The sequence below is a fragment of the Candidatus Kosakonia sp. 282A-S69 genome (assembly GCF_029433855.1).
In the GTDB taxonomy this organism is placed as follows: Bacteria; Pseudomonadota; Gammaproteobacteria; order Enterobacterales; family Enterobacteriaceae; genus Kosakonia; species Kosakonia cowanii_A.
This window is the reverse complement of record NZ_JAROAU010000001.1, coordinates 53,761-67,227: the sequence shown is the minus strand read 5'-3', so window position 1 is coordinate 67,227 and position 13,467 is coordinate 53,761. Positions and strand designations below refer to the sequence as shown.

10 protein-coding genes are annotated in these 13,467 nt (G+C 56.2%); 4 read left to right on the top strand and 6 right to left on the bottom strand.

Features of this window, described 5'->3' with window-relative positions:
• The first annotated feature begins 21 nt into the window (after positions 1 to 21).
• The gene (locus PU683_RS00300; RefSeq protein ID WP_277169579.1) at positions 22 to 912 is read left to right on the top strand and encodes an oxidoreductase; all 891 of its coding nucleotides are present in this window, start codon (positions 22 to 24) and stop codon (positions 910 to 912) included.
• A gap of 5 nt (positions 913 to 917) precedes the next feature.
• Here PU683_RS00300 and PU683_RS00295 read toward each other — a convergent pair whose 3' ends face one another.
• Together PU683_RS00295 and PU683_RS00290 are read right to left on the bottom strand one after the other, a co-directional pair.
• Complete coding sequence (locus tag PU683_RS00295; protein WP_277170459.1) at positions 918 to 1,709, bottom strand: MBL fold metallo-hydrolase; 792 nt, start codon at positions 1,707 to 1,709, stop codon at positions 918 to 920.
• Positions 1,710 to 1,791: 82 nt separating this feature from the next.
• The gene (locus PU683_RS00290) at positions 1,792 to 2,193 is read right to left on the bottom strand and encodes a RidA family protein (protein WP_277169578.1); all 402 of its coding nucleotides are present in this window, start codon (positions 2,191 to 2,193) and stop codon (positions 1,792 to 1,794) included.
• Between the two features lie 139 nt (positions 2,194 to 2,332).
• Here PU683_RS00290 and PU683_RS00285 point away from each other — a divergent pair, with 139 nt between their 5' ends.
• Complete coding sequence (locus tag PU683_RS00285) at positions 2,333 to 2,947, top strand: TetR/AcrR family transcriptional regulator (protein ID WP_277170458.1); 615 nt, start codon at positions 2,333 to 2,335, stop codon at positions 2,945 to 2,947.
• A 35-nt stretch (positions 2,948 to 2,982) separates the two neighbouring features.
• Here PU683_RS00285 and PU683_RS00280 read toward each other — a convergent pair whose 3' ends face one another.
• Positions 2,983 to 3,618 (bottom strand): hypothetical protein, encoded by a 636-nt coding sequence (locus PU683_RS00280; RefSeq protein WP_277169577.1) that lies wholly within the window; start codon positions 3,616 to 3,618, stop codon positions 2,983 to 2,985.
• 266 nt (positions 3,619 to 3,884) lie between these two features.
• On the opposite strand from PU683_RS00280, the gene PU683_RS00275 reads away from it, so the two are divergent.
• Positions 3,885 to 6,941 (top strand): NACHT domain-containing protein, encoded by a 3,057-nt coding sequence (locus tag PU683_RS00275; RefSeq protein WP_277169576.1) that lies wholly within the window; start codon positions 3,885 to 3,887, stop codon positions 6,939 to 6,941.
• A gap of 54 nt (positions 6,942 to 6,995) precedes the next feature.
• Here PU683_RS00275 and PU683_RS00270 read toward each other — a convergent pair whose 3' ends face one another.
• Positions 6,996 to 7,187, bottom strand: a complete 192-nt coding sequence (locus PU683_RS00270; protein WP_071789562.1) for a YfgG family protein — start codon at positions 7,185 to 7,187, stop codon at positions 6,996 to 6,998.
• A 351-nt stretch (positions 7,188 to 7,538) separates the two neighbouring features.
• Here PU683_RS00270 and PU683_RS00265 point away from each other — a divergent pair, with 351 nt between their 5' ends.
• The gene (locus PU683_RS00265; RefSeq protein ID WP_277169575.1) at positions 7,539 to 9,752 is read left to right on the top strand and encodes an EAL domain-containing protein; all 2,214 of its coding nucleotides are present in this window, start codon (positions 7,539 to 7,541) and stop codon (positions 9,750 to 9,752) included.
• A gap of 13 nt (positions 9,753 to 9,765) precedes the next feature.
• Here PU683_RS00265 and ppx read toward each other — a convergent pair whose 3' ends face one another.
• Together ppx and ppk1 are read right to left on the bottom strand one after the other, a co-directional pair.
• Positions 9,766 to 11,307 carry an exopolyphosphatase gene (ppx, locus tag PU683_RS00260; RefSeq protein ID WP_277169574.1) on the bottom strand — a complete coding sequence of 514 codons (1,542 nt, stop codon included), beginning with the start codon at positions 11,305 to 11,307 and terminating at the stop codon, positions 9,766 to 9,768.
• A gap of 3 nt (positions 11,308 to 11,310) precedes the next feature.
• Positions 11,311 to 13,371 (bottom strand): polyphosphate kinase 1, encoded by a 2,061-nt coding sequence (gene ppk1 / locus PU683_RS00255; RefSeq protein WP_277169573.1) that lies wholly within the window; start codon positions 13,369 to 13,371, stop codon positions 11,311 to 11,313.
• Between the last annotated feature and the right edge of the window lie 96 nt (positions 13,372 to 13,467).

Below are 13,467 nucleotides of genomic sequence, written 5' to 3'. Positions count from 1 at the left end.
ATCACAGCAGGAGAACGTTTGATGTCTGACAATCTTACGATTGCGCTGATTGGCCCTGGCGCGATTGGCACCACCATTGCCGCCGCGCTGCATGAAGTTCACCGCGCGCCGCTCCTCTGCGGGCGCACCGCGCATCCGCAGTTAACGCTGCGCCACGATGAGGGCGAGATCGTCGTCCCTGGCCCGGTGCTTACCGATCCAGCGACGATCCAGCAGCCGGTCGATTTAGTGTTTGTAGCGGTGAAAACCACCCAGGTTGACGACAGTGCGGCCTGGCTTGCCGCACTGTGCGATGAAAAGACGGTGGTCTGCGCGCTGCAAAACGGCGTGGAGCAGAAAGCGCAACTCGCGCCGCGGGTCAATGGCGCGACGGTGCTCCCTTCCGTGGTCTGGTTTCCGGCGCAGCGTGAAGCGGATGCCTCCGTCTGGCTGCGGGCGAAACCGCGCCTGACCTTGCCGGATGTGCCGCAGGCGCAGCGGGTGGCCGAGGCGTTAAGCGGAACGCGCTGTGAGGTCGACCTGGCGGCGGACTTTCTCTCTATCGCCTGGCGTAAGCTGTTGCAGAATGCGGCGGCGGGGCTAATGGTGCTGACCAACCGCCGTGCCGGCATGTTTGCCCGCGAAGACGTTACCCGGCTGGCGCTGGCCTATTTACATGAATGCCTGGCCGTTGCGCGCGCCGAAGGGGCGGTGCTGAAAGATGACGTGCCGCAGGAGATTGTCGGCAACTTCCAGCGTGCGCCTGCCGATCTGGGCACCTCTATTCTTGCCGACCGCCAGGCGAACCGCCCGCTGGAGTGGGATATCCGTAACGGCGTGATCCAGCGGCTCGGCCACGCGCACGGCATTGCAGTCCCGATCAGCGATGTACTGGTGCCGCTGCTGGCGGCCGCCAGCGAAGGGCCAGGCTGAGCGCGTTAGCGCAGACAGGCAATATACTTCTCGCCGGAACGCTGCACGATCGCTGCGGCGTTTTGCGTGAGCTCCCGGCCTTCAAATGCGCCGTAGAGCCTGGTGTACGTCACCGCGCCCAGGCGGCGCAGAATGTCGCTCACCGTGTCGGCCGACAGTGGCAGCATATTCGGGTAGCTCCACATAAACGAGACCGCGTCGTTGCCCGGTGCGACCTGCACAATATCCCCCGACAGCACAATGCCCCCCTCATGCGCCCGGTAGAGCACCGCGCCGCCGGCGAAGTGACCGCCGAGGCGCATCACGCTGACGTCGCGGGTCAACTGAAGCGTATCGCCCTCCCACAGGTTCACATAGGGGCTGTCGCGCATGATCCACTCGCGATCGCTGGCGTGAAGGTAGATCGGCGCATCAAACTCGGCGGCCCAGTCCTGCATGGTGGTGTAATAGTGCGGATGGGAGATGGCAATCGCTTTCAGGCCGCCCAGCGCGGCAATCAGCGTTTTTGTCGCCGCGTCGAGCGTGGCGATACAGTCCCATAAAATATTCCCCTCCGGCGTTCTCACCAGAAAGGCGCGCTGGCCGATGGCAAAATCCGGCACTGTCTGCAGGCTGAAGAGATCCGCCTCATGCTGCGTCCATTTATTGGCATGGGTAGCCAGTAACCCGGCAGGATCAACCCACTGTTGCCCGCCGGGCGGCACAAACTGCCGCTCATCGACACAGATTTTGCACTGTTGCGGGTGTTCGCCTGCGGTCTCATACGAGGTGCCGCAGGCGCGGCATAAGCTCATCATCATCACTTCTCCGTTGTGCAGTCAGGACAGGATCAGCCTGGCACATCATGCAGCAGCGGTGTGGTGGTTTGTGCGTCACACGTTACGGCTGCGCGTCAGGAATGCGGGCAACCACTTTGATTTCAAAGTCGAAACCCGCCAGCCAGTTGACGCCTACTGCCGTCCAGTTGGGGTAGGGCGGTTGCGGGAAAATTGCCTGTTTCACCGCCATGATGGCCGGGAATTGCACTTCTGGATCGGTATGAAAGGTGGTCACATCAATAAGATCGTCAAAGGTGCAGCCAGCGGCGGCAAGGGTGGCGCCAAGATTAGCAAAGGCAAGCTCAACCTGGCGGGCAAAATCGGGCTCCGGTGTACCATCCTCCCGGCTGCCGACCTGGCCGGAGACAAAGAGCAGATCGCCGGAGCGGATGGCGGCAGAGTAGCCGTGCGCCTCATACAGGGCATGGCGGTTGGCGGGAAAAACAGCTTCGCGACGGCTCATAATGGTTCCTTTGGCAATGTAAGTGAGAAGAGTGCGCGGTGCAGGGAAATGATTTAATATACGCCGCGTATATGAATTAATATCACATACGCGGCGTATGTCAAATGAGATACGAACCGTATGTGAAGAGGAGAGGATGATGGCCGGTAAACGCCGCCGTGAAACGATGGAAGAGAACCGCGCGAAATTGCTGACGGCAGCGCGACGTGCCTTTGCTGAAAAGGGGTTTGCCGCCGCATCGATGGATGAGCTTACCGCCAGTGTTGGCCTGACGCGCGGCGCGCTGTACCACAATTTTGGCGATAAAAAAGGGCTGCTGGCAGCGGTGGTCGCCGAAATCGATGGCGAGATGGCGCAGCGCGCGAAGGCCGAGGCCGCGAAAGCCGCAGATGCGTGGCAGCAGCTGCTAACCGAAGGCATTACCTACATCAACATGGCGCTGGATGAGGAAGTGCGGCGCATTGTCCTGCTTGATGGCCCGGCGTTTCTCGGCGATCCCGCCCAATGGCCAAGCCAGAATAGCTGCCTTGAGGCGACGCGCGAGACGGTTATCGCCATGATTGAGAGTGGCGATCTTAAACCGGTTGATGCTGACGCCGCTGCGCGCCTGTTAAACGGAGCGGCGCTGAATGCCGCCCTGTGGGTGGCCGCAAGCAACGAGCCGGAGCAGGCGTTGCCCAGGATGATCGACGCCTTTACCGCACTGGCGAGCGGATTACGCGCTGCGTCTGATGACCCGAGTTGCGGGCGTTAATGGGTAAGAAAATAAGCCCCGCAATGGGGCTTTGCTCAATAGCGGCCGCCTCTGAATGCATCCCCAACGTGGCCGGGGAAAAACAGCCCGGTCAGCGGATCATATCCTGCCCAGCCGCGATCCCACCAGTAGGCGTCAACAAGGCCAGTCGCGTGGGCAAACCAGGCCAGTAGCAGCGGCACGACGGTCAGCAGCACCATACCCAGCAGGACCTTTTTCATCACCTTACGTTTCTGCGCCCAATTTCGGGCGATGAATGCGTTTAGCACCGCCATCCAGAGAAACATCAGAATAAAGGTGATAACCCCTGCCACCACTTTATTGGTCATAAGCGGCGTCAGCAGGCACGGCAGTAGCAAAATGGTGGAGATAACCCACCAGGCGCTGTAACACACCAGACCAATCAAGCGTAGCGGCTGGGGGGAGAGCGCCAGCATGGCAGACGCACCCATTGCCGGATAAATACAGAAGCCATAAAAACAGAGGCTGGGTAAAAGCAGCAGGGTGCAGCCAACGGGATCGGTATTGCTCATCTCTGGCTCGGGTGCTGCTGGAGAGGGGTGGTGTTGCCTCTCTCTCCGGCGTTTTCCCTCTGCCGCATCCTCGGCAGAGTCATAGACTTCCGGGTCGTTATAATTCCTGAATTTATTGCCTTCTTGATAATCGTACATAGTTTCCCTTGAGGAGTTGCGTGCTGCGGCGAGACCACATGGTGGATCACGGCGGGGATTGTAATGAATCTGTGAGAAATAAACTGCTATGAGAGCAGGTAGCTTTTCAGCATTTTGCGCCCGTGAGTTGAAGTTACGCTGAGCCTCAGCACTTTATTACACGCAGGCCTACCCAATCTGGTAGGGCGCTTCTGGTATCTCATGGCAGAAAAGTTATAGTGCCTCTTACGATTGCTGAGGGCGTAACACAGGGAGGGGATGCAAGCATGTCAGGAAGCCTTAAATTTTTTTTACTCCTTCTGATCCTGACACTCTGTTTTGTCGTCGGTACCGGGCTGACCTCCTCTTTGATCAATGCCGTTTTGGTGGCGGCGTTTATCCTTGTCATGTTTCTGATTGCGCGCCCGATGCTGATGCCCGCCGGTTATGGGGTCAATAAATTACGCACCTTGACTCTGATTATTGGGATGAGCGGTATCAGCGGTGCCAGCGCCTTGAAATCCCTGTGGCCTCTGCTCTGGACCGCACCGCTATTGCGCGATGCTCCGCAGTGGGTAAAAGATCTTCCCATTTCATTTGAGACCTCGCTGTCGGTAAGCCTTATTTTTGCCGCTGTGATTATTGCCGTTTTCTATTTCACGCGTGACAGAACCGTCAGCGGCGGTCATCCTGTGGCGCTGAAAAAAGATTTTCCTGACGAGAGCTTTCCGCAAAAATTGAAAGCATTTTGCCGCGTGCTGGAGCGTGATTTAGCCGCCGTCGATCTGGAGACCAACTGGAGCCCCAACTACTACACTGAGCTGCAGGCGGAAGTGGAGATCCGGAAGAGCAGAGGCGCTCCCGCACGGCGAAAAATCATGAACTTACAGGACGCGATCCGTCGCGACCGCACCACGCAGACATTTTTAGTGCTGGGCGTGCCCGGTGCGGGAAAGAGCGTGGCGCTGCGCAAACTGGCGCAGGATATGCTTGATGAGGTCAAGACCACCCAGCGCATACCCATTTACGTCAATCTGCGCGAGTGGCTGCCGAAAAGTACCGTTGTCGATGGGCGCACGATGTTTTCCGTTGAAGATCTGGAAGCGTTCATCACTAAAAACCTGATCCGCCGCGGCGATGTCTTTACCAAAGCCTTTGTTGATGAGCATTTTCGCAATCTCTGGTCCAGCGGCCGGCTGTTCTTTATTTTCGACTCCTTCGATGAGATCTCGCCTCTGCTTGATGCCAGAGAGAATTCTGACGTTATCCATGCGCTCTCCTCCGTCATTGCGAAATTTATCGGCTCCCATACCGCTTCACGCGGTCTGCTGGCATCGCGTATGTTTCGTCGCCCGACGGCCGCCTTACAGGCGGATAAAGTGCTTGAGATTCGACCGCTCTCTGAGACGGATATCTCTCACGCTTTAAGCCGCTATCCACGCTTTACGCCTGCGCTGCGTAATAGGCTGTTTAGCCAGCGTCAGGATTTGATGCCGCTGGCGCGCAACCCTTTCATCATGGCGCTGCTCGGAGAGTGGATTGCGGGAAATGAACAGCTCCCGGTCAACCAGGCTGATATCTACAAAAACTATATTGATGGGCGGCTGGCACTCTGCGATGAGCGTTTACGTGAGCTGGGTATGACGGCGCAAGAAGTGGTGAAGGTAACCACTGATATCGCGTGGTTCGTTTTTCATGAGCCGACCCTCGGTCTTGAGGCGCCCGTTAAGCTTATTGATGCGCGAGTGAAGACGGGTAATGTTGAGAAAGTGCTGGAGATCCTGCGCTTCGCCAGAATCGCCAGAGTCACCTCTGGCGAAGAGATGTCATTTGCCTTTGTCCATCGCCGTTTCCTGGAGTATTTCGTTACCACTCGCTTTTTATCTCATCCCGAAGCGGTACCCGATTCGCACATTCCCACCGATTCACGCGGGCGCGACGCGCTGGTGCTGTACGCTCAGCTCTGTAGCGAAGCGGAGGCAAACCGGCTGGCACAGCTCTGCTGGCATGAGATCGAACAAAACTTCGCCCAGGGCGAGCAGCACAGCCGCGCTATCCACTGCCTGCGTTTTTTAATTGATGCTTTCGGCTCCCGGCGCGACATACTTCAGCCTTTTGAACCTGCGCTCAGCGCCTTTATCAGCGACCACGTTAAAGAGGGGCAGGATATCCTGTCGGCGAAGATCTGCCTCGAAGCCACCGGTCTGCTGCGGGAAGAAGACGCGGAGCCAGTGCTGGCCAGCGCGATTGTTATCGCCGATGAGTGGCTGCAGGAGACCGCATTTCGCGCCTGTCGCCATCTGGCAAGGGTAAAACCCGCGCTGGAGGAGGAGTTAAAACGTTATGTGCTGGCGATCCCTGAAACGCGCTTCTGGCCCAGGCGTAAAGCCATGCTGCTGAGTCTGTCGCTCTCCGATGCGCTGAGTCATGTCTATCGCACGGCGCGCTTACGGGTGTGGAATATGAAAACCGCGCTGGTGAGTACGCTATTACTGACGGTGATGCTGCCTTTTATTACGCTTTTTTGCGCCAGCTATGCGCTGGCGGTTGCTTGCGCCGTGGTATTAGTTTCACGAGCCGGAGACTATTTGCAGCGTAAAAAACCAAAAAAAGCTGCCAGCAAAGCGCCCGTTCCAGCACGCGCCAGCCTCTTTTTGCAAAAGGATCTCTTCTCTGCCGTGGTGACGTTATTCCGCTGGATCGCAAGCGTTGTAGTGCTCGTGATGAGCGTGGCTGGCCTCTATTCTGCGACGCTGGCTCCGCTGGTCACACCGTTTAGCATCCTCTTCGGCGTCACGGGTTATTCGGGCTGGCTGGCGGCGGTGAACGTGCTGTTAAGCATCATGTTGCTCGATTGGGCAGAGATTGCCCGCTTTGTAAGGGCTGTTCTCGCCGACCTCTTTAATCTGAAGAAGTGGCTCTCGGCTCTCTCCATTCTTGCTTTCTCGGTCATTTTCGTCGCGCTGATCTATCTGGGCATCAACTATCTATCGCAATTTCCGCTCGCGGAACCGATCTTCTCAAATCTCATCGTTTTTCTGCTCTTCGCTGTTTTAGCGTCTGTTGGGATCGTATTTCTTATCGCCATGATCGATAACCTGAAAGATATTAAGATGCTGAAGGAGTACGTTACCGGCACAACGATAGCCCGCACAGAGATTGCACACGTTTTCAGTAAGTGCGTTTCAGATTACGGGCGAATGCGTTTTGTTAACCGGCTTGATAATGAGGGCGTGTCGGCAAGCGGTGCATGGCCGGCAGATTTCTCTCTTACCGTCGGGCGCAGACCACCCTATACCGCACTCAGCCGTCTTGAGGAGCGCTGGCTCTGCCTCGACCGATAAGATGCAGGCGTGCGCGGCTCCACGCAAAAGCGTGCAGACAAAAACAAGATAGCGTTAACGTTGTGCGGTGGGGTCGATAGTCTGGCTAACAGGTTGTAACTGGCTTTTTTCCTGATGGTGATACCAGGCGCCAACAGAGGAATAGACAAAACGGCCGAAGAAGAAGAGGAAGCTGATAAGAAGTACGATACGGGTCATGCGACTGTCAAATCGATGTCGTTTTCGCATACTGGTTGCCTGACTCACAATGGTTCCTTAGGAATACCCGAACAACGGGCGACGGGGACATTAAGTCACACTCTCTTATTAAGATCAATCTTGCTTGCCGCAAAAACAGTGTGAATAAAATATCACCACATTTTATATAAGATAAATTAATAATTTACGCCTTGAATAAGAAAGCGCGAGATCGCTGATAATCAGCCGAATATAAATGCGGCAAGGTGGGTTACTTGATCTAAAACAATTGTCACCCCGCGTTCACCCCTATAAATTTCTTATCATTTACGCACTGGCACGCGGTTTAGGCGTCGTGTAGTCAGGCGGCAAACCTGTCTGAACCACCTCTCTCGCGTTATGCGGGTCTGCTGAGTGATTATGTCATTGATAAGAAGTTACAACAGATACAAAGACAGGTGGTGGGCGCTGCCGCTGATCATCACCCCCATTTTCTACCCGCTCTTTAATCTGGCGAATACGTTCACGATTATTTCAGGTCATGAGGTGATGCTCTATTACCTGCCAATGGCTCTGTTCATCGCCATGATGACCTTCTTTGGCTGGGCCGCGCTGCCCGGTGTGATCATCGCCTTAAGCTGGCATTATGCCTCTGCCGGCCCGCTTGTCGTAGTGGAGCGATGCGTCCATGTGCTGATTCCGCTACTGCTGAGCTGGCTCGGCTACCGGCTTTTTGTTGGCCGTCGTTATCAAATCGCTTATGGCTCGACGCGGCAGATGACGCAGCGGGTGTTCTGGCAGGTGCTCAGTCCCGCCACGCTCTACCTGATCCTGCTTGAGCTGGGTGTCTGGCTGAATCTTGATGTTGCGGTTAATGAGGGCGTTGCGCTGGCGCTCAACGTGCCTACGTTGATTAACTACCAGGCGCTGCTGGTGGGGGCCATCACCGGCGTACCCTTTAGTTATTTATTGATCCGTATTCTGCGCCATCCGCGCTATGCCATTGCCTGGTTTTCACAGCTGCGCGCGGAGTTTGACCGTAAAGTGACGCGTATCGAACTGCTGATCTGGCTAGGCATTATCACCGCCATTTTGCTGCTGCTGCTGCGGCCGCTAAATGATAACAGCTCAATATTCAGCACTAACTACACGCTGTCGTTGCTGCTGCCGGTCATGCTTTGGGGATCGATGCGTTACGGCTTTCGCTTTATGCTCTTTATCTGGACGCCGTTGCTGGTGCTCTCGGTTCACTTTTACTATCACTATCTGCCCAATTCACCCACCTGGGATGTGCAACTGGCGATCGCCTCCTCCAGCTATCTGGTCTTCTCTTTTATGATCCTCGCGATGGCGATCATGGCGACCCGCCAGCGGCAGGTGCACGACCGCGCCCGGCGGCTGGCCTATATTGACCCCGTCACCCATATGCCAAACCTGCGTGCCCTGAGCCGATCCCTTGCAGATACGCCCTGGTCGGTGCTCTGTTTTTTACGCGTGCCGGAGCTGGAGCTGCTGGGGCGCAATTATGGCGTCTGGCTGCGCATCCAATATAAACAGCACATGGCAGACTGGCTCAAGCCGCTGCTCTCGGCTGAAGAGTGTGTCCACCAGCTCTCCGGGCACGATCTGGTGATTCGCCTGAATACGCAATCGCACCAGACGCGCATCGAAGCGCTGGATGCGCGAGTTAAACAGTTTCGCTTCGTCTGGGATGAGATGCCGCTCCAGCCGCAGGTCGGCTTTAGCTACTGTTATGTGCGTTCGCCGGTCAAACATCTCTATATGTTGCTTGGAGAGCTGAGCACGATTGCCGACCTTTCGCTGGCGACCCATCATCCGGAAAGCCTGCAAAACCGGGGGGCGGCGAACGTGCAGCGCGGGGTGAAAAGCAAAGTGGATATGATGAATCGCCTGCAACTGGCGCTGGAGCAGGACCATTTTGTGTTGATGGCGCAGCGGATCCAGGGCGTGCGCGGCGACGATTATCACGAAATCCTGCTGCGGATGCGCGAGGAGAGCGGCGAGATCATCAAGCCCGATCTCTTTTTGCCGGTGGCCCATGAGTTCGGTCTCTCATCGCGCATCGACCTGTGGGTGACAGAGCATGTCCTGCGCTTTATGGCGCAGCATCATGAGGCGCTTCCCGGCCAGCGTTTTGCCATTAACCTCTCACCGTCGTCGCTCTGTCGCACGCACTTTGCCCATGAGGTGCTCCATCTGCTTGAGATGTATGGCGTTGAGCCGTGGCAGCTTATTTTTGAGATCACCGAGAGTAATGCCTTACCGAGCCTGGCGCAGGCGATCAATACCCTATCGCAGCTGCAACAGATGGGCTGTCGGGTAGCGATTGATGATTTTGGCACCGGTTATGCCAGCTATGCGCGGCTGAAAACGGTGTCGGCGGATATCCTGAAGATTGATGGCAGCTTTATCCGCAATATTGTTGCCAGCAGTCTCGATTACCAGATTGTGGAGTCGATCTGCCATCTGGCGCGAATGAAGAAGATGCAGGTGGTGGCGGAGTATGTGGAGAGTGAAGAGATACGCAGCGCGGCGGTCGCGCTGGGTATCGATTATCTTCAGGGGTATCTTATCGGCAAGCCTGAGCCGTTAGCGTCGTTGGTCGGGGAGTAGGTGATGCGGCCGTTTACGCCGCCACGGTCGGGGACTGCTCCTCTTCAATCTTCAGCCGCCAGCCGGTCACCGATTCCCAGTACTCCTGCTCTTTTTCCAGATCCAGCAGCACCAGCGCATTCTGGCTAAACCAGGCGTGGGGGAAGCTCAGCGTCCAGTGATTATCATCCGTCTTCAGGCGCAGCGTCGGCGGCGTGGTGGTCGCCTGGCGCTGGTTATTCAGCAGCACGCCGAGACGTAAGATCTGCACCAGCGGTAAAAACTGCTTCTTTTTAAACAGCGTGAAGCGCGGGAGCTCATCAAGCTTGATCGCCTTACGGTGGCAGCGCACCAGCGTCGCCATCATCAGTTGCTGCTCCTGGTTAAAACCCGGCAAATCGCTGTTTTGCAGAATATAGGCCGAATGGCGGTGCATACCGCTGTGGTTAATATTCAGCCCCACTTCGTGCAGCATCGCCGCCCATTTCAATAGCGCCGCCAGCTGCGGGTTGCCAAGTTTCGGGTTCTGCGCCTGCCACTGATCGTAAATCAGTGTGGTGGTATCCAGTACGCGACGCGCCTGATCGCGGTCGATATTGTACTGGCTTGCGAGGCTCTGCGCCGTGCGGCTGCGAATATCCTGATGGCGGAAACGCCCCTCCATCTCATACAGCACCCCTTCACGCAGCGCGCCATCGGAGAGCCGCAGCTCGCGGATCGCCAGCGCGTCGAAGACGCCGCAAAGGATCGCCAGGCCCGGCACGAACACCACTTTGCGCTCATCCGACAGGCCCGGCAGGGTAAGATCGCTGAAAGTTTTATATTTCAGCACTTCAGCGACCACTTTCTCGAGCCGCTCCGGGGTGATAATGCCATCCTTCTCACCGAGGGCGATCAGCACTTCATGCACAGCTTTAATGGTACCGGAGGCGCCAAGCGCCACGTTCCAGCCCTGAATGCGGAACTGCCAGGCCAGCGACTCCAGCTTCTGCGTCGCCGCCATGCGCGCGCGGCGGAAGTTTTCACCATTAATGGTGCCACCCGCAAAGTAGAGCTGGGCAAAGCTGACGCAGCCCATCCGGCGGCTCTCAACCAGCTGCGGCTGGAAATCTTCACCAATTACCAGCTCCGTCGAGCCGCCGCCGATATCAACCACCAGCTTGCGGCCTTTCTCCGGCTGCGTGTGCTCAACGCCCATAAAAATCAGGCGCGCCTCTTCATTACCGGGAATGATCTCAATCGGGTAGGGGATCACTTTTTCAGCGCGTTTTAGAAACTCTGTCGCGTTCAGCGCCTGGCGCAGCGTATGCGTACCGACGATGCAGACGCTTGCCGGATCGAATCCTTGCAAGCGCTCAGCAAACAGCGACAGGCAGGCAAGCCCGCGCTCCATCGCCTCTTCGCTCAGCATGTTATTGCTGTCCAGCCCGTCAGCCAGATGCACGCGCTGCTTAAGGCGACCGATGATTTGCATCGCGCCATCCACCACACGGGCAATCACCATGTGGAAACTGTTGGAACCCAAATCGACCGCGGCGAACTCCTCCGGTCGTGGCATCTTCTCTTGTATCGGCATAAATTATTCGGGCTGTTCGAGGGATTTGATGTAGTCGTAAATCGCTAGTTGGGCGCGTACTTTACGACGATTCCCGCGCGGCACATAGCGATTACTCAGTTCTTTATCGATATAACGGGCTTTCACCGTATCGCTGAACAGCAGCTCAATAATATCCAGCACCCGCTGTTTCAGGCGCGGATCGAGGATTGGCGCCGCCACTTCGATACGGTAATCAATATTACGCGTCATCCAGTCAGCGGAGGAGAGCCAGACGCGCTTTTCGCCACCGTGTTCGAAAATATAGATGCGATCGTGCTCAAGATAGCGGTCAACGATACTGATCACCCGAATATTCTCACTGATGCCTTCAAGATTAGGGATCAGCGAACACATGCCGCGCACCAGCAAGTTCACCGGCACGCCGGAGCTGGAAGCCGCATAGAGACGATCCACCAGCCCTTTATCGACAAGGTTATTCAGCTTAAGCGTAATGCCGGACGGCTTGCCGTTCTGCGCGTTGGCGATTTCCGCGTCGATCATGTCATACAGCAGGCGGCGCGAGTTTTGCGGCGACACCAGCAGATAGTCAAACTGCACGGGCCGATAGGGGTTTTCGATAAAGTTAAAGACCCGGCGCACTTCGTTAGTAATGCGCGCATCGGCGGTCAGCAGCGAGTAGTCGGTGTAAGTGCGCGCGGTTTTTTCGTTGAAGTTACCGGTGCCGATATGGGCATAGCGCACAATCTCTTCGCCTTCCATACGAGAGATGAGGAAGAGCTTGGCGTGGATTTTTAAGCCCGGCGCGGAGAAGATCACCTGCACGCCCGCTTCCGTCAGCCGTTTGGCCCAGTGAATATTGGCCTCTTCATCAAAACGCGCCTGCAGCTCCACCACCACGGTCACTTTTTTGCCGTTGTGCGCGGCGTGGATCATCGAGTCGATGATGCGTGAATCTTTTGCCACGCGGTAGATGTTGATTTTTATCGCCAGCACGTTCGGGTCGAACGAGGCCTGGCGCAGCATCTCCAGCACGTGCTCAAAAGTGTGGTACGGGTAGTAGAGCAGCACATCGCGCTCGCGGATAGCGTCAAAACCGTTGCGGAATTTGTCAAACCAGATGTGGCGCAGGCGCGGCAGCGGTTTGTTGACCAGATTGGCTTTGCCGACGTTCGGGAAGCCAATAAAGTCTTTAAAGTTGTGGTAACGCCCGCCGGGAATAATCGAGTCGTAGCGGGAGATGGTCAGCTTCTCGCGCAGCATCTCAACCATCGCATCCGGCATATCGCGCTGGTAGACAAAACGCACCGGCTCGGCGGTCAGGCGCTGTTTCAGGCTTGATGACATCAGCTCCATCAGGCTCGACTCCATCTCGTGCACCAGGTCATATTCGGCGTCACGGGTCATTTTCATCGAGTAGGCGTTGAGCGAATCGTAATCAAAGAAGCCTTTAAAGATATCATCCAGGCAGTAGCGCAGAATGTTATCCAGCAGAATCATTGGCTTGCGGCGGCGTGGCGTCTCCGGCGGCAGATTGACGAAGCGCGGCACTTTATCTGAGGGGATTTCCAGCAGCGCGTAACGGATATCTTCGCCGCGAATGATCTCCACCGCCAGATAGGTGTAATCATCCTTCAGGAAGCGCACCAGATTGGTTTCGCGGGTGATAAGCGTCGGCGTGATGTGCTGGCGAAGATACTGTTTAAAGTAGCTGCGCAGCCAGCTTTGCTGGTTTTGCGAGAGCTGACGCTCGTTAATCAGGAAGATCTGATTACGCGCCATCTCCAGCAGCAGGTCGTTATAGAGCCCGTCGAACTCCTGGTCGGCTTTCAATACGCGAGACTGAATTTTGCCCAGCAGGTGACGTGAATTGGTCGCCACGCCCTGTTCTTCGCTGATGATCAGCCGCCGTTTAAGCTCGGCGAAACGGACTTTATAGAACTCATCAAGGTTATTGGAATAGATCCCCAAAAAACGCATGCGTTCGATAAGGGGGTTACTTTTGTCCGCGGCTTCCTGAAGCACGCGTTCGTTAAAGCACAACCAGCTTAGTTCTTTTTCGAGATATAACTTTTCCTGACCCATTCCTGTTTACACTCCGGTTCTTTCTCGAAGCACGGCCACTCCCTCTCGCGCATGCGGTGCTCCGACTTGCAGGTGAACGTTGCTGGCGTTCCTTCG

What these genes read in the sequence shown, in the direction of transcription:
- PU683_RS00290 (WP_277169578.1), bottom strand. Translation starts at nt 2,193, where the DNA reads ATGAGCCGTCGCGAAGCTGTTTTTCCCGCCAACCGCCATGCCCTGTAT.
- ppx (WP_277169574.1), bottom strand. Translation starts at nt 11,307, where the DNA reads ATGCCGATACAAGAGAAGATGCCACGACCGGAGGAGTTCGCCGCGGTC.
- ppk1 (WP_277169573.1), bottom strand. Translation starts at nt 13,371, where the DNA reads ATGGGTCAGGAAAAGTTATATCTCGAAAAAGAACTAAGCTGGTTGTGC.
- PU683_RS00295 (WP_277170459.1), bottom strand. Translation starts at nt 1,709, where the DNA reads ATGATGAGCTTATGCCGCGCCTGCGGCACCTCGTATGAGACCGCAGGC.
- PU683_RS00280 (WP_277169577.1), bottom strand. Translation starts at nt 3,618, where the DNA reads ATGTACGATTATCAAGAAGGCAATAAATTCAGGAATTATAACGACCCG.
- PU683_RS00300 (WP_277169579.1), top strand. Translation starts at nt 22, where the DNA reads ATGTCTGACAATCTTACGATTGCGCTGATTGGCCCTGGCGCGATTGGC.
- PU683_RS00275 (WP_277169576.1), top strand. Translation starts at nt 3,885, where the DNA reads ATGTCAGGAAGCCTTAAATTTTTTTTACTCCTTCTGATCCTGACACTC.
- PU683_RS00285 (WP_277170458.1), top strand. Translation starts at nt 2,333, where the DNA reads ATGGCCGGTAAACGCCGCCGTGAAACGATGGAAGAGAACCGCGCGAAA.
- PU683_RS00265 (WP_277169575.1), top strand. Translation starts at nt 7,539, where the DNA reads ATGTCATTGATAAGAAGTTACAACAGATACAAAGACAGGTGGTGGGCG.